This window comes from Pacificibacter sp., from assembly GCF_039769035.1.
GTDB lineage: Bacteria > Pseudomonadota > Alphaproteobacteria > Rhodobacterales > Rhodobacteraceae > Celeribacter.
This window is the reverse complement of the sequence record NZ_JBDMZG010000055.1, coordinates 16552-36385: the sequence shown is the minus strand read 5'-3', so window position 1 is coordinate 36385 and position 19834 is coordinate 16552. Positions and strand designations below refer to the sequence as shown.

The following is a 19834-nucleotide window of genomic DNA, read 5'->3' as shown; positions in this document are numbered from 1 at the left end:
TGCAACTCCCCGTTTTTCTCGACTTCGACAGTGAAACCTGTACTGATGTGACCTATACATTGGGGTACTAGGGTGTGAATTTGGATCAAATTGTTATTTTGGCTATCGTTGTGATTGTGGCGATCCCTGTCGCAATTATCTATCTATTGATTTCAAACGCCCATTTGAATCGGCGCGTTAAAGCACTTGAACAATTGGTCGCCAAAGCCGTCGCAAATGCGGCGTCTAAGTCTAAGGCCGAAGCGCAGCCCTTATCCACTGTGGCGCCCAAGCCAGCGCCATGGAAGCCAGCAGAACCTGAACAGACCAAACCGCCTAAAGTGGCTGCGGCGAGTGAGCCTGCGAAAGCAGTCTCCACCGCAGAAGTGCCGCCGCAATCCGAGCCTGATGGCCCACCCAAAGCTGTGGTCTTTACCTCAGAGAAGCTGCAGGCGTTGGGGCAGTGGCTCACGCAGAATTGGTTCTATGCCGCATCGGCCGTGTCTTTGGCGTTGGCGGGCGTTTTCCTTGTGTTGTACGGGATGGAACAAGGCCTCTTGCCGCCGTCCGTCCGTGTCGCCATGGCGTTTGGGTTTGGTTTCAGTTTGGTCGCTGCGGGCGAATATATTCGCAGGCGTTTTGGAGATAGCGAAAGCAGCAGTACGGCCTATTTGCCCTCCACATTTTCCGGTGCGGGCATCGTGACATTGTTTGGCGCGGTGTTGTCTGCGCGGCTTTTGTATGGATTCATCGGCCCTGAAATAGCGCTGATTGCGATGGCCTGCGTTGGCGCGATGGCGATGATTTTGGGCTGGTTCTATGGCCCACTTTTGACTGCAGTCGGGGTCATTGGCGCCATGATCGCGCCCTTTATCATCGGCGGCAGTTCGGAAAATCCTTCGATGCTTTTGGTGTATTTTGCCATTGTGACCTGTGTCGGTCTGGCGATTGATACATTGCGCCGCTGGGCGTGGGTCTCGGTCATCTCTTTGATCTCAGGGTTCAGCGCTGGCACTTTGTTGATGCTTGGCTCAGGTTGGCCCGTACAGATATATTTTGCGATGTATTGTACGCTTCTTGCTGTGCTGGCGATTGCGATCCCCGTGCGCAAAGTGTTCCCCGATCATTCGGGATCTCTGCTCAGCCTATCCGTGTTTGGAAAAGACAAAGATATGGCGTGGCCGGAATTTCCCACGCGTCTTGCCGGCGGCGCAATTGTTGCTGCCAGTGTCCTCATTTTCACCAATACCAGCGGTTTTCGCGTTGATATGTTCTGGGCGTCAGTTGCGACCTTATCCATCCTGACTTTGCTATTGCTTTTGTGGGCACACAAAGCGCCTGCGCTGGCGGATTTAACCGTGGTCCCAGTCGTTGCACTGATTGCCACTGTTGCCGGCGGCGCGAGGGTTTGGAGCATTCACACGGATATTCCAGCAGGCCTTGATGCACCGAAGCCGTTGATGGCCACGATCATTGTTGCGATTGGTATTGTGATTTCGGTCTCAGCAGCTTGGCGATCGCTGCGTAATGAACCGGCGTCAGTGCTTTTGGCCTTGGGGGCTGCCATCACTGCGCCAGCCTTGGCTATCGCGATGGACATTTTTTGGCAACCGATTGAAGTACTCGGCAGTTATGCTTGGGCGCTCCATGCGATGATCATCGGGGCGGTCATGGTTGGCGTCGCGGAACGATTTGCACGCGCAGATGGCCCTGACGATAGAAACCGCATGTCTTTCGCGGTCTTGTCGGCGTTGGCTTGCATTGCGTTTGCCATGATTATCATGTTCAGCACGGCGGCTTTGACCACGGCAGTTGCCGTCACCATCGTGGCAGCTGCTTGGTTGGATAAGAAATTCGATCTGCCCTTAATGTCCGTCTATATTACGACAGGCGTTGCCTTTGTTGGCTATCGATTGGTCATTGACCCTGGTTTGCATTGGGCTGCCAATGGGCCACTTGCCGAGATGATTTTGGCCTATGTGGGCGCAGTTGCGGCCTTCTCTGTGTCCTATTGGCTTGTACGATCTGTCAAACGGACCGCCAGCATGCTATTGCTGGAAAGCGCGGCTTTGTCAGCTTTGGGCATCTTTTTGACGATGTTGCTCTACCGGATCATCGTCTCTTTGAGCGGCGCTGATGCGAGTGACAGCCATTGGGCAGGGGGCATCGGCGCGACGATTTGGATCGTGTTGGGCATGGCGCAATTGCACCGTATTCAAATTGGCGGGCGGTTCACAATTCTGCGCGTTGCGCTGAGCCTTGTGTATATGGCTCTTGGCGTACTTGGAGTGTTGTTGACGCTGACAGTGTTCAATCCTTTGTTCGATTTCTACGGCGACCCTGTTTTGGGTCCGATCCTGCTCAATACTTTGATCCCTGCATATGTTCTGCCTGCGGCAGCGTTTGGGTTTGGGGCGTGGAAGCTGCAAGTGCTAAAAAGGTGGCAAAAGCTAGGATTTGCGGTTGCGGCCTTGGCTCTTGGTGGCGTGTGGCTTGCCCTAGCAATTCGCCATTTCTGGCGGGGTGCCGATATGGTATTGCCGGCAATGGAACAACCAGAACTCTACAGCTACACCGTGGCTTTGCTGGTGATTGGCGCAGGGGTCTTTTATCAGTCTTTGGCACGACCAAGTGCATTGCTGCGCAAAGTTGGCTTGGTGTTTATCGGGCTTGCTGTTGCAAAGGTCTTCTTCGTTGATATCAGTGGCCTTGGTGGTTTGATCCGTGTCTTTTCTCTATTGTTCCTCGGGTTGTCTTTGGCAGGGCTGGCGTGGCTCAATCGCTGGGCCGCAGCGCGCACGCGCGACGCTGATATCTCGTCAGAGCAATAACTGGCCTATGCCTCACAGTCACGGTGTTCGTGGCTGTGCCTCTCACCCTATGCTGAAAAGTTGGCGAATATGTTTGTAGAAATTTCTGTAGCCATGACATACGACACCGCAAAAGGCGATCCAGCACTTTTGGCCATAGAGGTGGCCGAAACCCAAGGCCAAACCGTTGTCAGAAGCGCGCTGGATGTCCCGAAGGCCAAACTGAAGCGTATCGACAGTGCGTTTGGGGTTGGTCAACGCATATGGGCGATGGGAACGGGATCGCTTTTGACAGTTAAGTATTCCGCCACAGTGGACGTTGTGCGTGACGATGTTGCGCTAGAAACGCTTGGTGCAACGCCGCTTCATTTGCTTCGTGCAGAAGCACTAGAATACTTGCGGCCATCGCGGTTTTGTCAGTCTGATCTTTTTGTGGATTTCGTAGAGCAACAGTTTGGTGGTCTGCGAGGCGGAGCTAAAGCCGCCGCAATTTTGGATTGGGTTCACACGCAGACCTCCTATGTTTCGGGAAGTTCAACGTCGACGACCACGGCCACAGACACCTTTTTTTCTCGGCAGGGCGTGTGCCGTGATTTTGCCCATCTCGCATGCAGTTTGCTTCGGGCGGCGCATATTCCTGCGCGCTACGTTTCTGGGTATGGACTGCACGTACAACCGTCTGATTTTCACGCGGTTGTGCAGGTATGGTTGGACGGGGCGTGGCGCATCTGTGACGCCACGGGGATGTGTTTGCCCTCAGAATTTGTCGTCATCGCGACAGGGAGGGATGCCGCGGATGTTGCGTTTATGGAGACATCTCAGAGCGCACAATGCGTTGCGCAAGAGGTTGCTGTCGCAAAATCGAGACAACAGAACATGTCTGGATGACATCTGAATGGATATGACAATTCCCCCAAGCCATGTTCGCAGCTTGGGGGAATTGTCTGGTGTGGTTACGACGACATCTGCTCTCTGAGCACTGCAGCCGTCAAAGAGGCAAGCAAATAGAGGCCCGAAAACAGAAGAAACGATAGCACTGTATTTTCGAATTTTCTGGGGTAAGTCGGCTCATCTGGTGCAATTGGGCTTGAGCTGAGGGACAAAAACCGCGTCTGGCGATTGGCTTCAACACGTGCACCTTCAAGTGCTTGCAAGGCCTGTTGGGCCATCGCTTGGCGCATTTGCAGATCGAGTTCCGCCATCTTCAAATCAAGCGAAATCCGAGCAAGGGAACCAGACGTCTCTGTCGGAACAGTCAACTGTGACCGCAGGTCCGCGACAACACTTTCAATGCGGCGTATGTCTCCTTGAACGCCTTCAACGCGTGCTTGGTTGGGGCGTCGGTTGTCCAACAGCTGTTGCAGCTCGAGTTGTTTCACCTGAAGTTGACCCTCGAAACGAGAGATTTGGCTCATCAATGCGCCTGTTTCAGCTTCTGGAGAGATCATGCCGATTTGTTCTTGCAGCTTGACGACGGCTTCTTGCGTTTCCTGCAGTTTTATTTCAGCTTCCTGAAGCCCTTCGCGCGCGCCTTTCATTTGGTCTTCGCGCTTGCGCAAGGTCAAGTTGTCGACACGTTCTTCCGCGTATTTGATGAGGGCTTCGCTGAACTTCTGCGACACATGTGGATCTGTCGCGACAACCTCTAGTTTGACAAGCCCTTCGGTCGGATCATAGCCGATTTTCACATGGCTTGAATAAGCCTTGAAGGCCTCTTCGTTGCTTGGATTTTCAGAGAGCCGCTGAACTGGGTCAATCGACGCGTCAGAAAAATGTTCTTTGAATCCAACATCGGCGTCCAGTCTCAGCATCGCGTCGCGACTTTCAAGATAGTCTTGCACAGCGATTGAATCAAAAGCACCGCTCAAAGGGGACGATGATAGCAATCCTGCGCCGCCACCTGTGGCTGATGGCTCAGCTTGTTGAATCATAAATGATGAATTGGTGGCATACATCGGAGTCGCAATTGTGTAGAAATAGATTCCGCAAAGTAGTGTTGGGATACCAACAAATACCAAAAGACGTGACACAAGTAGCGCCGTTTTGCGCCGACGTCTTTTGGCAATGTCTTTTTGAATTTGCGAGATTTCGCTTTCGCGTGACATCCGGTCCAACAGCTCTGGCGGCAATTGGGGAGCGACATCCGCACTTGCGGGGAGTGTGTTGTTTGACGTCGCTGGTAGGTTCGCGTCGTTTTCGGTTTTCGCCACTTCGAGCATGGTCGAACGTTTGAAGGGGTCGATACCTTGCTTGCGCAGCAGGCGCACCGCGTCAAATTCATTTTCAGGAGTGATGCCATGCTTTTGCGCCACGCGCCGTGCCATGCGCAACTGACGACCAGTTAAGCCTTCACGTTTGATGTTTTCAATTTCTTCGTCCACCGTGCGGGCTTCGTCGGAACCATTGTTTTCCGCATTTTCCGTCCGTACTTCCTTTTCTAAGGCATCGGAAATAGCACCTCTCGATGCGCGGCGTGAGACGGCAGTGGGGCGGGCTTTTGCGTGTGCTGAAGAACCAGGGAATGGTTCATCGCCAAAGCCATCGTTTTTACCTTCGTCATCGAACAGTTTATCGTTGAATTCTAGTTCTTTTTGCGACGGTTCGGGGCTGTCAATGGGTTCGACGGTATCCGATGTACCATTCGAGCGAGACATGCGACGGACCCGATAGTTTTGGGCTTTAGGCTTTGTAGTCATAGAGCACTTGCGCCTCTTCTAGTGTGTCGAACATATGCAATCGACCGTTTTTAAGGACTGCAGCAGAGCGACAGAATTTTTCCAGTGTCGATGCTTGGTGGGACACGACTATGATCGTGGTGTTTTCCAATCGCTCGCGCAGAATGGACCCGGCTTTCTTATTAAATGCAGCATCAGGTGCGCTCGGCATGCCTTCGTCGATGAGATATATATCGAAGTCGAGCGCGAGCAGCAGTGCAAATGACAGTCGTGATGCCATACCTGACGAATATTTGCCCACCGCGACATCGAAGTATTCGCCAATGTCGCACAGCCATCGGCAAAAGGCTTCGACATAGTCTGGATCGAGGTCATAGAGTTGCGCAACAAATCGCACATTTTCACGGCCCGTGTGCCTGCTGACCAAGCCGCCCATAAAGCCCAAAGGAAACGAAACGCGACAGCTGCGTCGAATTTCGCCTTCGTCAGGGCGTTCCAATCCGCTCATCATTCTGATCAGTGTCGTTTTTCCAGTTCCATTTGGAGCCAAGATACCAAGTGAATTGCCAAGCTCCACCCGAAAGGACGCTTGATCAAGGATCACCTTGCGTTGCGTCCCTGTCCAGAATGACTTGCTGACATTGTTAAACTCAAGCATCGATGCGCCTTGAAACTGCTTTACTCATTTGTACTTAGCGGACCTTTATTAACGAAGGGATTACTCAGCTGCAGTAATCACATTATGCGACTTTCAAAGAAGATATTCCACCTGAGAATAGAGCTTGAACGTAAACGGGGCCAAATTCACGTGAATTTGACCCCGCAACGATGTTGATGAGAGCTTAGGAAAACCCTTAGCCAGGCTGTTTTTGCACGCGGCAAACTTTACCAGCAATGATTGAAATCCCCGCAGCAGCGAAGGAGAACAGGGCACCCATTTTAGCCGCATCTTGGACTGGTGCACCGTGCAGCATTGTTGTGCTGTCGAAGGCAACCGTCGCGATAAAGAGCGACACCGTGAATCCGATGGCTGCTACACAGCCGATCACGAACAAGTCGATTGTGCGCATGCCAGCAGGCAAACCCAACTTGAAAACATGTGCGGCCAAGGCGCCCATGATCAGAACACCCACAGGTTTACCGATGATAAGACCTGCGAGAACCAGCCAAGTGGCTTCGCCGATCGCATTGAATTCTACGCCAGCGTTCAGCAGGCCGAAGAAGAACAAGATGATCTCGACCGGAACCTTGAGTTTGTGTTCGATGTCGTTGAGCAAATCGGTGAGGTGTGCTTCTGCGGCCGCGAAAATACCAAAGGCGCGGTCAGCATGAGGAATTGTTGGCACGATCGGCAAAAGACCTAATGCAGGGTGAATGCCCGCCATCATAAAACCGTACCATGAGAAACATGCAGCGATGAGGTAAGGCCAGAAGTGCAATTTTTGGCGAACCCAAGTGGATGTCGCGCGCAACTCGTTGCCGCGATCCAGTTTGCGTGGCAGCCAGTTGGCCAAGAAAAACACAGCCAAAGCCGCAAAGACGGACAAAAGCAGCCATTCGACAGCCAGCTCAGAGCTTGGGTAGAAGATCGCAAGGATCACGAGGCCCGCAGCGTCATCAGCGATGGCAAGCAAAAGCAAGAAGCGCACAGCAGGGTGGCCGGCGCCAAAGACGATGCGTCCAACGAGGTATGAGAATGCAATGTCTGTGGCTGTTGGTACAGCCCAGCCGTTTTTCACAGCGTCAAAGGTTTCAGATCCCATGATCATCGCAAGGCCGAGGTAAACAGCAATTGGGCCAGCCATGCCGCCAAAGGTTGCAACCAGCGGAGTGGCCGCTTTTTTGCCGCGCAAAGAGCCGTTTTTCAAGATCACAGCTTCCCAGACTTCTTTGGCCGCAATGGCAAAGAAGAAGGCCATAAGAATGTCATTGAAGAGGTAGTGAAGCGTCAATGTACGGTGAACGTGTCCATGATCGTCCATATGTGGATGGCCGATGAAAAAGTCATCGACGATGACGAAGTCGACCATTGCATGATACGAATGCGCGTCCACATTCGCCCAGACCAGAGCAATAATCGCGCCCATAATCAGCAGCAGCGAATAGCCGGTTACAAAATTCCACACCTTATACATATTTTCAGACCTCCAAACCTCTGTTGGGTTTACCCAATTTTATGAAGGTCAAATACGGCATGGAGCCAAGCCGCGCAAGCATTGAACGGGCAGCGCGCGGGATGTTCGCGTAAACAAAAGGCGCTTGGAATGTCTGGGCCTCTATTTCAGGCACCCATAGGCAATTGGGGCTGCGTGCAATTGGGCGTTCTCAACGCATATTTTGGCCAACTCTCCAATAGACCTTAGCTTAAAGCCCCCATACAATAAGTGTACTTATTTAAATTTGGAGGGATTTATGCCCGACACCACTCCTTTGGCCCAGATGCCTGGTCATCTCATTCGGCGTTTGCACCAACACTCGTCAGCTGTGTACCAAGATCGCGTCAAACAGGCGGGTTTTGACGTCACTTCAGTGCAATTTGCGGCGTTGAGCACGCTTGAAAGCCAGCCCGGGCTTGATCAAGCCAGTTTGGCCAAGCGTATCGCTTATGATCGGGCGACAATCGGCGGGGTGGTCAAGCGGCTGGTCCACAAAGGCTACGTCGAACGCTTGCCCGACGAAGAGGATCGGCGCGCGTTTAAACTGTGGCTCACGCCAGAAGGTATGAGCGCCCTGCAGCAGCTCAAAGGCATTGTGACGGTGCTTCAGGGCGACATTTTAGGGACGTTGACCGAAGATGAAAAAGACACGTTGTTGCGGCTGATCGCAAAGGCATTGGATGTGCCGTCCTAAATTAGACGCAAGGAGGTGGCGGCATCGATGCGCGCGCAAGGTCTGAGCAATTGACCTTGCAGACCAGTGCAGTATTTAGGCGCTGTGGATTGTCCAACAGCCTCGATCCCATCAGCCCCGATCACATGGGCACAGGAGCCAAAATGACCGAACAAGACTTGCCGATGCAAAACGTTGACGCTGCGCAGGCGACCCCAATTGATGTGGCCCACGCTGCAATGGAAGCGGCGCCCAATGACGACGCGCAGCGATTGCGGTTTTTTGAACGTCTTGCAGACGGCGAGTTGTTTTTGCTTTTGGACAAAGAGCATGATGCAGGCGACGCCTTGGAACCACGTGTGTTTCCTGTCGAGGATCAAAGCTATGTCTTGGCCTTTGATCGCGAAGAGCGCTTGGCTGATTTTGCGGGTGAAGCGCCCTATGCGGCCTTATCGGGTCGGGTTTTGGCGGACATGTTGGCGGGTCAAGGCATTGGTTTGGGCCTTAACTTGACCGTTGCCCCGTCTGAAATGCTGCTGCCGCCTGAGGCGATGGAGTGGCTCAAAGACACATTGGCGCATGCACCGTCTGAGGCAGAAGCCAAGCCAGAAGAAGTGACCCCGCCACACGGATTGCCTGAGCCTTTGATCACGGCACTTGATGCCAAATTGGCAATCGCGGGTGGCTTGGCGCGTGTCGCCTACTTGGCGGGCGTGACGTATGAAGGCGGCGCAAAAACGCATTTGTTGGCCTACGTCGATCACATGCCGGGGTCCGAGGGCGCATTGGCGCAACTGGTTGCAGAGGCTCTCACGTTTTCGGGCATCGAGGCTGGTGCTTTGGATGTGGCGTTTTTCGCCTCCAGTGATCCACTGTGCGCGCCCCTTGCCCGTCACGGATTGCGCTTTGATCTGCCAGAGCCTGAGCAACAAGCCACAGGTCCATCCGCACCCGGCATGGATCCCAGCAAACCGCCAATTTTGCGCTAAAGCTTTACAGGTCTTTCGATTTTGAAACCGGCTTTTGCAAGGCCAGCGTTAGTAGCCGGCCGTGCGATCAACAAGGTGCAGCATGGGCTGACCAGCCTCAGCGCGCAGGATGTTTTCTGCAATCACCTCAGAGGCCGTGTTGGGCCGTGTTTCCGCCGCGATATGCGGCGTCACCGTGACGCTTGGATGATGCCAAAACGCGTGGGCGTCTGGCAAAGGTTCGATCCGGAACGCATCCAAAGTGGCATGGGCAATGTGGTCACTGTCCAACGCGTCAAGCAGCGCATCGTCGTCAATCAAGACACCACGACCTGGGTTCAAGATCACCGCGCCACGCGGCATCATCGCGAGCGTTTCGGCATTTAGAGTGTTCTCTGTCGCAGGCGTGTTGGGCAACAACAGCACACAAATCTCTGCGGTGCACAGCGCTTGCTTCAGCCCTTCAGGGCCATGTAGGCAGGTGACACCCGCAATGTCCTTGGGACTGCGGGCCCAGCCAGTGACCTGAAACCCAAGGGCCGCCAATGCCTTAGCCGCAGCGCCGCCCAGCATGCCAAGACCCAAAACCGTAACATGCCTGTCGCGCGCCAATGGGGGCGTGGTTTGATCCCAAACACCGTTCAGTCCGTGAATATGACGATCCATTCCTAAGTGATGGCGCATCACGTGGCCGATGACCCATTCGGTCATGCCAAGCTCTAACCCGTCATCCACCATGCGGCACAACGGCTGTGTCAGGGTCGGGTTGCCCACAATCGTCTCAACGCCTGCCCACAGACTGAGCACTGCCTTGGTCTGTGCGTAAGGCGTGAAATCCGTCAATGCAGGGTTGGGCGCATACACAATATAGTCGGTGCGATCTGTGGGCATGTCTTCGGATATCACCGCGTCAATGCCGCGCGCCTTAAGCGCCTCGGGCAATGCGTGTTGGTACTTTTGCCAAAGCCCATCTGGGCCGGAAAATAGAATGTTCAATGTCATGGCCAGACTTTCACAGGTTGCAGGCTTTCACACAGGTTACGACTTGCTGCGAGGGCGGTGCACATGGGCGGATTGCACCACACCAAAGGCAACCATCAACACCAACATCGCAGAGCCACCATAAGACACCATGGGCAAAGGCACGCCAACAACAGGGGCGAGGCCCATGACCATCGACATGTTCACCGCGAAAAACAAAAAGAACGTCGCCGCAACACCAATCGTGACAAGCGCGCCAAAGCGATCCCTATTGTTCATCGCGGAAATCAGACAAAACACGATGACGCCCGCATATAACAGCAGCAACGAAATGCCGCCCAAAAAGCCAAACTCTTCGGCCAGTGTGGTGAAAATAAAGTCGGTGTGTTTCTCGGGCAAAAAGTTCAAACGCGACTGCGTGCCTTGCATAAAACCACGTCCAGTCCAGCCGCCTGATCCCAATGCGATTTTGGACTGCGTAATGTGATACCCTGCGCCCAAAGGATCAGAAGACGGGTCCAAAAACGTATCGATGCGGCGGTATTGATAGTCTTTTAACGCTTGCCACGGGGTGCCGCGTGAGGAAAACACAAACGTCACCAAACCACCGGCCATGGCCGCAACCGCGCCAAAATACCACCAGCTGACGCCGGCAGAAAACATCACAACCGCTCCACCAAACACTAGCAACAGGGATGTCCCAAGGTCAGGTTGCTTCAAGACCAATACGGTCGGCAAAAGGATCAAAAATACGGGGATCGCCACCCAAATCGGGTGCGATACTTTCTTGATATCCAGCCAGTCATAATAGCCAGCCAAGAGCATAATAAGCGTGATTTTCATCAACTCAGACGGCTGAAGGCGCATGAACCCAAGGTCAATCCAACGCTGGGCCCCCATACCAACTTCGCCGAAAAACTCAACGATCAGCAGCAACACCAAGGACAACACATATCCCAACCCAGCCATATTGCGCCAAAACCAGATCGGAACCATGGCAATCATCAGCATCAAGACCAGTCCGACGCCAAAGCGCTTCATCTGTGGTGCGGCCCAAGGGGAAAAAGAACCGCCTGCATTGGAATACAGCATGATAAAGCCGACACTCGCCACAGCTGTCAGCAACAGAACCAAGGCCCAATTGACGTATAGGATTTTGGATATGCCCGTTGGCACCGTTTTAAGATTTTGCTCTAAATAACTCACGCTTTGCTCCGTGTGTCAGACGCAGCGCCGTTCGAGCGCAGCGGCAGTGCATCAAGACGGCTTTTGATGCTGCTGCGCTGCGATTCAGGATAAGAGGCCAAAGGCGGCACAGCGCCGTGCAGCGCATACAGCATCAAGTCGCGTGCCACAGGCGCCGCTGCCGTAGAGCCGCCGCCGCCATGTTCGATCACAACAGAGACCGCATATTTGGGGGCGTCATATGGCGCATAGGCGACGAAGAGCGCATGATCTCGTTCTTCCCACGGCACGTCTTTGTTGTTCACAACGACGTTGCGGGTTTGGCTGGTGCCTGTCTTGCCCGCCATGCGTTTGCCCTCGGCCACAATCCGCGACCCATAGGCTGTACCGCGCGCATGGTTGGACACTTCGTACATGCCTCTGCGCACGGACCGCAGCATGTTTTCATTGATTTCAAGCGAGCCGCCGCGCTCAATCGGTTGTTCAACACCGTCGATAGACTTGACCAAACGTGGGACAATTTCGCGCCCCGTCGCAAGTCGCGATGTCATCACGGCGAGTTGCATCGGGGTCGTCAATACAAAGCCCTGTCCGATGGCGGCGTTCAAGCTGTCCCCGATCACCCACTCCGCGCCGCGCTTTGTGCGTTTCCATTGTTTGTCGGGCATCAAGCCAGATGACATGCCGGGCAGGGGCAAGTCGAAACTGTCGCCCAATCCCAACCTGCGGCCCATGGCGGCGATCTTTTCGATCCCTGTGCGCTGGGCCATCTCGTAATAATAAAGATCGCACGAGTGGCGCAGCGAGTTCGTGAGGTTGACGTTGCCGTGACCGGCCCGTTTCCAACAGTGGAATCTGCGCCCGCCCACTTCGACGTAACCAGTGCAGCGCACCGTTTCATCCGGTGTCACCACACCTTCTTCCAAGGCGGCCAAGGCGGTCACCATTTTAAACGTCGATCCTGGCGGGTAAGCCCCTTGCACTGACTTCGATGGAAGCGGGCGATAGATGTTTTCCAATAAGGATCTGTAATCTTTGGATGAAATACCACGCACAAACAGGTTTGGATCAAATGCTGGCGTAGACCCTGCCGCTAAGACATCACCTGTTTCCACGTCCATAATAACAGCCGATGCACTTTCGCCCGCCAAACGCGCTTGGACAAAGTTTTGCAGTTTGTGGTCAAAGGTCAGCTGAATATTGGAGCCAGATATACCTTCTTGGCGGTCAAGCTCGCGAATGGTGCGACCGCGTACGTTTTGCTCAATGCGCAGCGTGCCAGCTTGCCCCTTCAGTTGATCTTCCAACTTGGTCTCGACACCCGTCAGCCCAATTTGAAAATCTGGAATGCGGTAGATCGGATCGACGACGTCCATCTGATCAAGCTTGTCTTTCGTCACAGGGCGCACATAGCCCACAGTGTGTGCGAAATCTTCGGCAAACGGATAGAGGCGCGTCAATCCGACTTCGGGCGAGACACCCGGCAAGGCGGGACCATTGGTGGCCACTGTTGAAAAGGCTTCCCAAGTCATTCGATCTGCAATGGTCACTGGCACAGATGGACCGGTTTCGCGGCTGTTTAGTTTTTTGCGCACGCGCTCTTGTTCGTCTGGCGATAGGCCAATGAGACGTTCCAAATTTCGCAACACAAGATCAAGTTCGCTCGAGTCTTCTTTGCGAATAACAATGCGAAACGTCTGTTCATTTTCGGCCAAAAGCGTGCCGGTTCTGTCGTAAAGCAACCCACGAGCAGGGGGCAGCAATCGCACTTTTAGGCGGTTCTCATCTGCCAACATGCGAAACTGTTCGGCCTGATCCACCTGCATATAGCGCATGCGCAGGCCCAAAATACCCATGAACGCCAATTGAGACCCGCCCAAAAACAGCGCGCGGCGCGTGATTTTCTTGGCGCTTTTGGCGGTATCTGCGGGGGATCGCCTCATCTTGACCGTCCAATCATGTCGGCTTCAGCAGCCGATATCTTGGTGACGCCCATCGCCATAACTGAAAGCAATACAACAAAGGGATATGCGATAAGTGTTGAAATTTGCTGCAAAATTACCAAACCGAAAGAGGTCTGATCCACCATGAAAATGGCCAAACACACGCGATATACAACTGCGAGGCCAAACATCACGCCAGCAATCGAGGCCCATTCAACCAAGAAAGGCATATCGCGGGACATCCCTTCGCGTCCGCGCAAAAATTCAAGCGCGATCACACCTAAACCCGCCCACAATCCGGGCGGGCGCATAAAGACAAAGTCGGAAATCAGTAGCATGATGGCCACCAAATAGATCGGCACATAGGCAGGGCGGCGCAGCACCCAAGCGAACGCGAACGCCAACATGAAATCAGGTCCAGGCCAGCGCCCTGTACCAACCTCAAGCGGGAGCAGGCTAATGAAAAGCGCGATCAAACAAATCACCGTAAAACCGGCGCGATACGTCCATTGCCTGACCACCCACGGTTCAACCATTGTCGCTCTCCACGCCCGCAGTGTCATTTTCCACTTCAGACACCGGCTCTTCTGGTATCAAAATCGGTTCTGGGGGCACGATTAGAGATCCAGGATCCACAATCTGTTCACTCGACAAAGATCGCAACACACGCAGGTAATCCAGCCGTTCATAGTCCGCAGCCAAAACAACGCGCAACCGACGATCTGCGCCAAGCGCCACTTGCCCAATCACCAACCCGTGCGGAAAGACACCACCATCGCCGGAGGACACAACGCGGTCACCGGGGCGGATCAATTCAGGGCTTTCGATGAAATCCAGCGGCGGGCGCGCGGTGTTGTCCCCTGACAAAATGGCGCGCTGACCAGAGGGCTGAATCGTGACAGGCAACCGCGAACTGCTATCGGTCAACAACATCACACGCGCGGTGTTTTCACCAAGGCCAGAAATGCGCCCGACAAGCCCGATCCCGTCCATCGTGGCCCAGCCATCCATCAACCCATCACGCGCGCCGATGTTTAAAAGCACAGATTGGCGAAACGGTGATCCACTGTCGGCCAAGACTACGCCAGTGATGAATGTATACTTTGGGTCCAGCCGCACGTTGTTGAGATCAAGCAGTGTCGCGTTCTTTTGTTCCAGCTGCAGCGCGGCCTCTTTCCAAGCCTGCATCTGGCGCAATTCGCGGCGAAGCTCTTGGTTTTGCTCGTAAATACGCGTGTAGCTTTGAAAGTTCTCAATCATGTCGGCCGCTTTTGTCACCGGCACCAAGGCCCATTCAAAAGAGGGCACGACCTGATCGACCAACTGCGCACGAATGCGTTCGACGCGCGGGCTGTCTATGCGCCACAGAATAAAGATGCCGAACAAAACAAGGATAAGCATCGCAGACAAAAGCCTGCGGAGCGGACGCGTATAGCCTTCAGATGTGCCGGTGTCTTTGGCCACGGTTTCTCCGAATACCTAAGGGATCGCAGACAAAAGGGCAGCGGTGCCCGCTTGCCCTGAGATCAGCTGTCGTAGTCAATCACATGACGGAGTTGTTTTTCATACTCCAAAGCTTTGCCAGTGCCCAAGGCCACACAGTTCAGCGGCTCGTCGGCAACTGAGATCGCAAGGCCAGTTTGCTCGCGCAGTGCCAAGTCCAAGTCGCCAAGCAAAGCGCCACCACCTGTCAGCATAACACCGCGGTCTACGATGTCTGCCGCCAAATCAGGGGGCGTGGTCTCCAAAGCAGTCATAACGGCTTCGCAAATTTGCTGCACAGGCTCTGACAAGGCTTCTGCCACTTGAGCTTGGGAAATTTCGATCTCTTTTGGAACACCATTCAAAAGATCGCGTCCGCGAATGGTCATCGCAGCACCACGTCCATCGTCCGGCATCCGCGCCGTACCAATGGTTGTTTTGATACGCTCAGATGTACCTTCACCGATCAACAAGTTCTGCTGACGGCGCAAATAGGCGATAATGGCGTCATCCATGCGGTCACCACCAACGCGCACAGAACGCGCGTAAACGATGTCACCAAGGGACAAAACCGCCACCTCAGTTGTACCACCACCGATATCGACAACCATGTTGCCTGTTGGATCAGTGATTGGCATGCCTGCCCCAATAGCGGCCGCAATAGGCTCTGCGATCAAACCGGCGCGACCTGCGCCAGCCGAGAGAACCGAGTTGCGGATCGCACGTTTTTCAACGGGTGTCGCACCATGAGGCACACAGACGATGATTTTGGGTTTTGGGAACAACGTGCGGCGGTGAACTTTGCGAATGAAATGTTTGATCATTTCTTCAGCCGTGTCGAAGTCAGCAATCACACCGTCACGCATCGGGCGGATCGCCTCGATTGAACCAGGTGTCTTGCCAAGCATGTGCTTCGCATCTTCGCCGACAGCCAAAACTTGCTTGCGGCCATCTTTGACGTGGTAGGCCACAACTGACGGTTCATTCAGGATGATACCCTTGCCCTTGACGTAGACCAGCGTGTTCGCCGTCCCAAGGTCAATTGCCATATCCGAAGAGAAAAGTCCTCTGATGCCAGCCATAGTGTTGTCTTTCCTCGCCATATCCGAAAACGGAGAATCTCTCCTGTAAAAGGCCTTATATGCGCCCATGCGCTTGTGGGAAAGGGGGGGAGGCACGCTTGCGGCAAACTCTTGCTACCTTGCCTGCGATCTGTGCAAAATTTGATGTTTTGCATTTCGACGAAAATGTTCGATTTGTGCAAGCGGGTACATGGTGTCATGCGCCCGCTGCGATCAAAGTTTAAGGACGTAGGAGGATTTTACCTTTGCGGCCCGTAGTTTGTGCAGCCTCCACGGCCTGTGCAATGTCGTCGAACGCAAAGATGCCACCGGACGAAAGTTCCAATTTGTTCTGTGCGGCCAAAGTAACCAGTTCAGTAATAAGGCCTACACGTTTTTGTGGATCCATCATTTCAGTCACCTTCGCACCCCAAAACCCTTTGACGGTGATGTGCTTAAAGATGAGCGCACCAGAGTTCAAAGTCAGGGGCGCGCCGGTCGCTGTGCCGAATGTAATCAGCTCCCCTTGCCAGCCCAACAGGTCGACCAAGTCTTCGGCCAATGCACCACCAACTGAGTCCACTGCAGCCTTCGCGCCAGCGTCACCGATTAGTGCAGAAGCTTGCTCTTTCCAGCCATCTTGATCGGTTGAAATGACATTCTTCATGCCGATTGCTTCAAGCTCGGCCACAGCGTCTGCGCGGCGCACAAGGTTAACTGTGTTGATGCCTTTCGCCGCTGCAAGCGCTGCAAAGATCTTGCCAACAGCGCCGTTTGCAGCTGTTTGCACGACCCAATCGCCCTCAGAGACAGTGATGAAATCAAGCAGGGAAATGGCGGAAAATGGCATGGCGATCAACTGCGCAGCTGCTTCATCTGGGATCACATCGGGAAGCGGCACAACGCCCGCCGCTGGTGCGATAAAGCATTCCGCCCAAGTCTCGTTGATGCCTGCAGCCGCAACGCGCTGCCCGATCATGGCCTCGGGCACGCCTGCGCCAATTGCCTCGATCACGCCGACCGCCTCAGAGCCACCAATCGCAGGCAGTTCAGGTTTGTAGCCATATTGCCCGCGCACCGTCCAAAGGTCGTGATTGTGGATGGGTGACAGAATTGTCTTGATGCGCACCTCGCCTGCATTCGGTGCAGGGAGGGGCATGTCAGTGGCTTGCAGAACGGCGGCTGGGTCACCAAAGGTTTTATGGGCTGCGGTTTTCATGGGAGATCCTTTTATACTCTGTTGTGCATGTGCGCATTTTAATTGGGTATTCAACCCGGTAGATCCCACTTACGTCGCGTCGCTTGGCCAAATGCAGGGCATAATTTCCATGTAAAAAGGGCGCGCTGTGAAGCACGCCCTTAGATATCCAAAATCCGAATACAGTTTAGCCTGCGTCGGTGTATTTGATCTCTTTGGTATCCGCGCCAGGCGCAGATTTTTCGCGACGCACGATCAAGCGATTGACCGCATTTACATAGGCTTTGGCGGATGCAAACACCGTGTCAGTGTCTGCACTTTGACCCGTCGCGATGCGTCCGTTTTCTTCCAAACGCACTGAAACTGTCGCTTGCGCGTCCGTGCCCTCAGTGACCGCGCTCACTTGATACAGTTGCAAACGGGCCTCTGTTGGGAACAGCTGTTTGATGGCTTTGAACGTCGCATCAACAGGGCCGTCGCCTTCACTGGTGCAGGTCTTTTCAACGCCGTCGATGGTCAAAACGATCTCAGCGGTTTGCGGCGAAGCAGAACCACAGACAACCCGCAGGCTTTTCACTGTGATGAAGTCGTTTTGCTCTTCTGCGCCGCTGTCTTGCATCAAGGCGACCACATCGTCGTCGAGCACTTCTTTTTTGCGATCAGCCAAGTCTTTGAAACGCACAAAGACGTCTTTCAACTGGTTGTCGCCCAATTCAAAACCCAGCTTTTCGAGTTTCGCACGCAAAGCCGCACGGCCAGAGTGCTTGCCCAAAGGCAAAGACGTACCTGCCAAACCCACATCCGCAGGGCGCATGATTTCAAAGGTTTCAGCGTTTTTGAGCATGCCGTCTTGGTGGATGCCAGATTCATGCGCGAAGGCGTTTTTGCCGACGATGGCTTTGTTTGGCTGCACGACGAAACCAGAGACCTGCGACACGCGGCGTGAGAGGTTCATGATTTTCGTTGTATCGATTTTCGTGCTGTAAGGCATGATGTCGTTGCGCACTTTCAGCGCCATCACCACCTCTTCCAACGCGGTGTTGCCCGCGCGTTCGCCCAAGCCATTGATCGTACATTCGATCTGACGCGCGCCAGCTTCTACTGCGGCCAAAGAGTTGGCCGTCGCCATGCCCAAGTCGTTGTGACAGTGCGTGGCAAAAATGATTTCATCCGCGCCAGGCACACGTTCGAGCAACATTTTAATGATGTCAGAGCTTTCGCGCGGAATAGTGTATCCGACGGTGTCAGGAATGTTGATCGTGGTGGCACCCGCTTTGATCGCGATCTCAACAGTGCGACACAGGTAATCGTGTTCCGTGCGGATCGCATCCATTGGCGACCACTGCACGTTGTCACACAGATTGCGCGCATGCGTGACTGTGTCGTGAATTTTGTCCGCCATCGCGTCCATAGACAGCGCTGTGATGTCGCGGTGCAAAGGCGATGTGCCGATAAAGGTGTGAATGCGTGGCTGGGCGGCGTGTTTCACAGCCTCCATACAGCGGTCAATATCGGTGAAACTGGCGCGGGCCAAACCACAGATCACGGAATTTTTGGAGTTCTTTGCGATCTCGGACACCGCCTCAAAGTCACCTTGCGACGCAATCGGGAAACCTGCCTCGATGATATCGACGCCCATTTCATCCAAGAGGCTGGCGATTTCCAGTTTCTCGTTGTGGCTCATCGTGGCGCCGGGAGATTGTTCGCCGTCGCGCAAAGTCGTGTCAAAAATCAGAACTTGGTTCTTGTCGGATACAGATGTCATGTGAGGTCTCTCAATGTTCTTAGCTTAGGGGTGTGTTTGACTTGGCGCGGTGGACACTTCTGAGCGGTCGCGCCAAAGGCACGCTCAGAAGCAGCTAAGAAGGAGTAGGTCGCGACGAAGCGCTGCGCTGTTGCGCAGGGACTGGATGGAAATATGAGTCTGGTTCGTCATGCGGGCGACTATAATCACGAGAAGCATAAAGAAAACCCCCAAAAGTGAACTTTTTAATAGGCTCATACGTAGGCTTTATAATGGAGGGCTCATGCGCGTATTGATCATTGGACACACAGGCGGCATCGGGGCCGCGCTTTTCGCTGCCTTGCGTCTTGCTGGGCACGACGTCATTGGCCTCTCGCGTAGCACAGACGGTATGGATTTGCGAAAGCCCGACAGTATCGAACCAGCTTTTTCCAACGTCTCTGGTCTGTTTGATGTGGTGGTCATTGCAACAGGGCAGTTGCATGGCGCAGGGGCACCGCCTGAAAAGTCGCTCAAAACGCTGACAGCACAGGCCATGGCGGATCAGTTTGCGGTCAATACCATCGGCCCCGCGATGATTTTGCGCCAACTGCATCGGATTTTGCCCAAAGATAGGCCGTCAAAAGTGGCGGTGCTCACCGCGCGGGTGGGCTCTATCGGGGATAATCAAATGGGCGGCTGGTACAGCTACCGCGCAGCGAAGGCGGCGACCAATCAAGTGGTGCATACCGCCGCGATTGAGCTTGCGCGTTCCCATAAGCAGTCTTGCTTGATTGCCTATCATCCTGGGACCGTCGCAACGGCTTTTACCTCAGACTATCAAGGCAGCCATCGGACGGTGCCTGCTGATGAAGCCGCGCAGAACTTGTTAAAGCTAATCGGCGCGCTCGGGCTGCAGAACACTGGCCAGTTTTACGATTGGACGGGCTCGGTTGTGCCTTGGTGATCTTGCTGAAAGGCCTGTTGAGCTTTGGCCCGT

Annotated in this window: 16 protein-coding genes; 5 read left to right on the top strand and 11 right to left on the bottom strand. The window is 54.1% G+C overall.

Annotated elements, in window-relative coordinates; genetic code table 11:
• The first annotated feature begins 80 nt into the window (after window positions 1-80).
• Together ABF287_RS05205 and ABF287_RS05200 are read left to right on the top strand one after the other, a co-directional pair.
• Complete coding sequence (locus ABF287_RS05205) at window positions 81-2810, top strand: DUF2339 domain-containing protein (RefSeq protein ID WP_347183955.1); 2730 nt, start codon at window positions 81-83, stop codon at window positions 2808-2810.
• A 69-nt stretch (window positions 2811-2879) separates the two neighbouring features.
• A complete protein-coding gene (locus tag ABF287_RS05200; protein WP_347183954.1) occupies window positions 2880-3677 on the top strand; it encodes a transglutaminase family protein in 798 nt (265 codons plus the stop codon).
• Window positions 3678-3742: 65 nt separating this feature from the next.
• On the opposite strand, the gene ABF287_RS05195 is transcribed toward ABF287_RS05200, so the two are convergent.
• The 3 genes from ABF287_RS05195 to ABF287_RS05185 all read right to left on the bottom strand — a co-directional run bounded on the left by ABF287_RS05195 (window position 3743) and on the right by ABF287_RS05185 (window position 7599).
• A complete protein-coding gene (locus ABF287_RS05195) occupies window positions 3743-5443 on the bottom strand; it encodes a capsule biosynthesis protein (protein WP_347183953.1) in 1701 nt (566 codons plus the stop codon).
• A 25-nt stretch (window positions 5444-5468) separates the two neighbouring features.
• A complete protein-coding gene (locus ABF287_RS05190) occupies window positions 5469-6122 on the bottom strand; it encodes an ATP-binding cassette domain-containing protein (RefSeq protein WP_347183952.1) in 654 nt (217 codons plus the stop codon).
• 196 nt (window positions 6123-6318) lie between these two features.
• Window positions 6319-7599: a Na+/H+ antiporter NhaA gene (locus tag ABF287_RS05185; protein WP_347183951.1), complete on the bottom strand. Its 1281-nt coding sequence runs from the start codon at window positions 7597-7599 to the stop codon at window positions 6319-6321.
• Window positions 7600-7876: 277 nt separating this feature from the next.
• Between ABF287_RS05185 and ABF287_RS05180 the strand changes: the two genes are divergently transcribed.
• Together ABF287_RS05180 and ABF287_RS05175 are read left to right on the top strand one after the other, a co-directional pair.
• Window positions 7877-8314, top strand: coding sequence for a MarR family transcriptional regulator (locus ABF287_RS05180; protein ID WP_347183950.1), 438 nt, complete (start codon window positions 7877-7879; stop codon window positions 8312-8314).
• 143 nt (window positions 8315-8457) lie between these two features.
• Window positions 8458-9282, top strand: coding sequence for an SseB family protein (locus ABF287_RS05175; RefSeq protein ID WP_347183949.1), 825 nt, complete (start codon window positions 8458-8460; stop codon window positions 9280-9282).
• 48 nt (window positions 9283-9330) lie between these two features.
• Here the strand turns inward: ABF287_RS05175 and ABF287_RS05170 are convergent, their stop codons facing one another.
• The 8 genes from ABF287_RS05170 to ABF287_RS05135 form a co-directional block, all read right to left on the bottom strand.
• Complete coding sequence (locus ABF287_RS05170; protein WP_347183948.1) at window positions 9331-10263, bottom strand: NAD(P)-dependent oxidoreductase; 933 nt, start codon at window positions 10261-10263, stop codon at window positions 9331-9333.
• A 36-nt stretch (window positions 10264-10299) separates the two neighbouring features.
• Entirely contained in the window at window positions 10300-11448 is a 1149-nt protein-coding gene (gene rodA, locus ABF287_RS05165) for a rod shape-determining protein RodA (protein ID WP_347183947.1), read from the bottom strand.
• Window positions 11445-13370 (bottom strand): penicillin-binding protein 2, encoded by a 1926-nt coding sequence (gene mrdA / locus ABF287_RS05160; protein ID WP_347183946.1) that lies wholly within the window; start codon window positions 13368-13370, stop codon window positions 11445-11447. Before mrdA ends, rodA begins: the two co-directional genes overlap by 4 nt.
• A complete protein-coding gene (locus tag ABF287_RS05155) occupies window positions 13367-13906 on the bottom strand; it encodes a rod shape-determining protein MreD (RefSeq protein WP_347183945.1) in 540 nt (179 codons plus the stop codon). Before ABF287_RS05155 ends, mrdA begins: the two co-directional genes overlap by 4 nt.
• The gene (gene mreC, locus ABF287_RS05150) at window positions 13899-14834 is read right to left on the bottom strand and encodes a rod shape-determining protein MreC (protein ID WP_347183944.1); all 936 of its coding nucleotides are present in this window, start codon (window positions 14832-14834) and stop codon (window positions 13899-13901) included. Before mreC ends, ABF287_RS05155 begins: the two co-directional genes overlap by 8 nt.
• Before the next feature lie 62 nt (window positions 14835-14896).
• Complete coding sequence (locus ABF287_RS05145) at window positions 14897-15934, bottom strand: rod shape-determining protein (RefSeq protein WP_347183943.1); 1038 nt, start codon at window positions 15932-15934, stop codon at window positions 14897-14899.
• 220 nt (window positions 15935-16154) lie between these two features.
• Window positions 16155-17132 (bottom strand): zinc-binding dehydrogenase, encoded by a 978-nt coding sequence (locus tag ABF287_RS05140; RefSeq protein WP_347183942.1) that lies wholly within the window; start codon window positions 17130-17132, stop codon window positions 16155-16157.
• Window positions 17133-17298: 166 nt separating this feature from the next.
• Window positions 17299-18876 carry a 2-isopropylmalate synthase gene (locus ABF287_RS05135; protein ID WP_347183941.1) on the bottom strand — a complete coding sequence of 526 codons (1578 nt, stop codon included), beginning with the start codon at window positions 18874-18876 and terminating at the stop codon, window positions 17299-17301.
• A 262-nt stretch (window positions 18877-19138) separates the two neighbouring features.
• On the opposite strand from ABF287_RS05135, the gene ABF287_RS05130 reads away from it, so the two are divergent.
• On the top strand, window positions 19139-19801 hold the full coding sequence (locus ABF287_RS05130) for an SDR family NAD(P)-dependent oxidoreductase (protein WP_347183940.1): 663 nt from the start codon (window positions 19139-19141) through the stop codon (window positions 19799-19801).
• The last annotated feature ends 33 nt before the right edge of the window (window positions 19802-19834 follow it).

What these genes read in the sequence shown, in the direction of transcription:
- ABF287_RS05130 (WP_347183940.1), top strand. Translation starts at nt 19,139, where the DNA reads ATGCGCGTATTGATCATTGGACACACAGGCGGCATCGGGGCCGCGCTT.
- ABF287_RS05170 (WP_347183948.1), bottom strand. Translation starts at nt 10,263, where the DNA reads ATGACATTGAACATTCTATTTTCCGGCCCAGATGGGCTTTGGCAAAAG.
- mrdA (WP_347183946.1), bottom strand. Translation starts at nt 13,370, where the DNA reads ATGAGGCGATCCCCCGCAGATACCGCCAAAAGCGCCAAGAAAATCACG.
- ABF287_RS05190 (WP_347183952.1), bottom strand. Translation starts at nt 6,122, where the DNA reads ATGCTTGAGTTTAACAATGTCAGCAAGTCATTCTGGACAGGGACGCAA.
- ABF287_RS05200 (WP_347183954.1), top strand. Translation starts at nt 2,880, where the DNA reads ATGTTTGTAGAAATTTCTGTAGCCATGACATACGACACCGCAAAAGGC.
- ABF287_RS05180 (WP_347183950.1), top strand. Translation starts at nt 7,877, where the DNA reads ATGCCCGACACCACTCCTTTGGCCCAGATGCCTGGTCATCTCATTCGG.
- ABF287_RS05135 (WP_347183941.1), bottom strand. Translation starts at nt 18,876, where the DNA reads ATGACATCTGTATCCGACAAGAACCAAGTTCTGATTTTTGACACGACT.
- ABF287_RS05140 (WP_347183942.1), bottom strand. Translation starts at nt 17,132, where the DNA reads ATGAAAACCGCAGCCCATAAAACCTTTGGTGACCCAGCCGCCGTTCTG.
- ABF287_RS05145 (WP_347183943.1), bottom strand. Translation starts at nt 15,934, where the DNA reads ATGGCTGGCATCAGAGGACTTTTCTCTTCGGATATGGCAATTGACCTT.
- ABF287_RS05155 (WP_347183945.1), bottom strand. Translation starts at nt 13,906, where the DNA reads ATGGTTGAACCGTGGGTGGTCAGGCAATGGACGTATCGCGCCGGTTTT.
- ABF287_RS05185 (WP_347183951.1), bottom strand. Translation starts at nt 7,599, where the DNA reads ATGTATAAGGTGTGGAATTTTGTAACCGGCTATTCGCTGCTGCTGATT.
- ABF287_RS05195 (WP_347183953.1), bottom strand. Translation starts at nt 5,443, where the DNA reads ATGTCTCGCTCGAATGGTACATCGGATACCGTCGAACCCATTGACAGC.
- ABF287_RS05175 (WP_347183949.1), top strand. Translation starts at nt 8,458, where the DNA reads ATGACCGAACAAGACTTGCCGATGCAAAACGTTGACGCTGCGCAGGCG.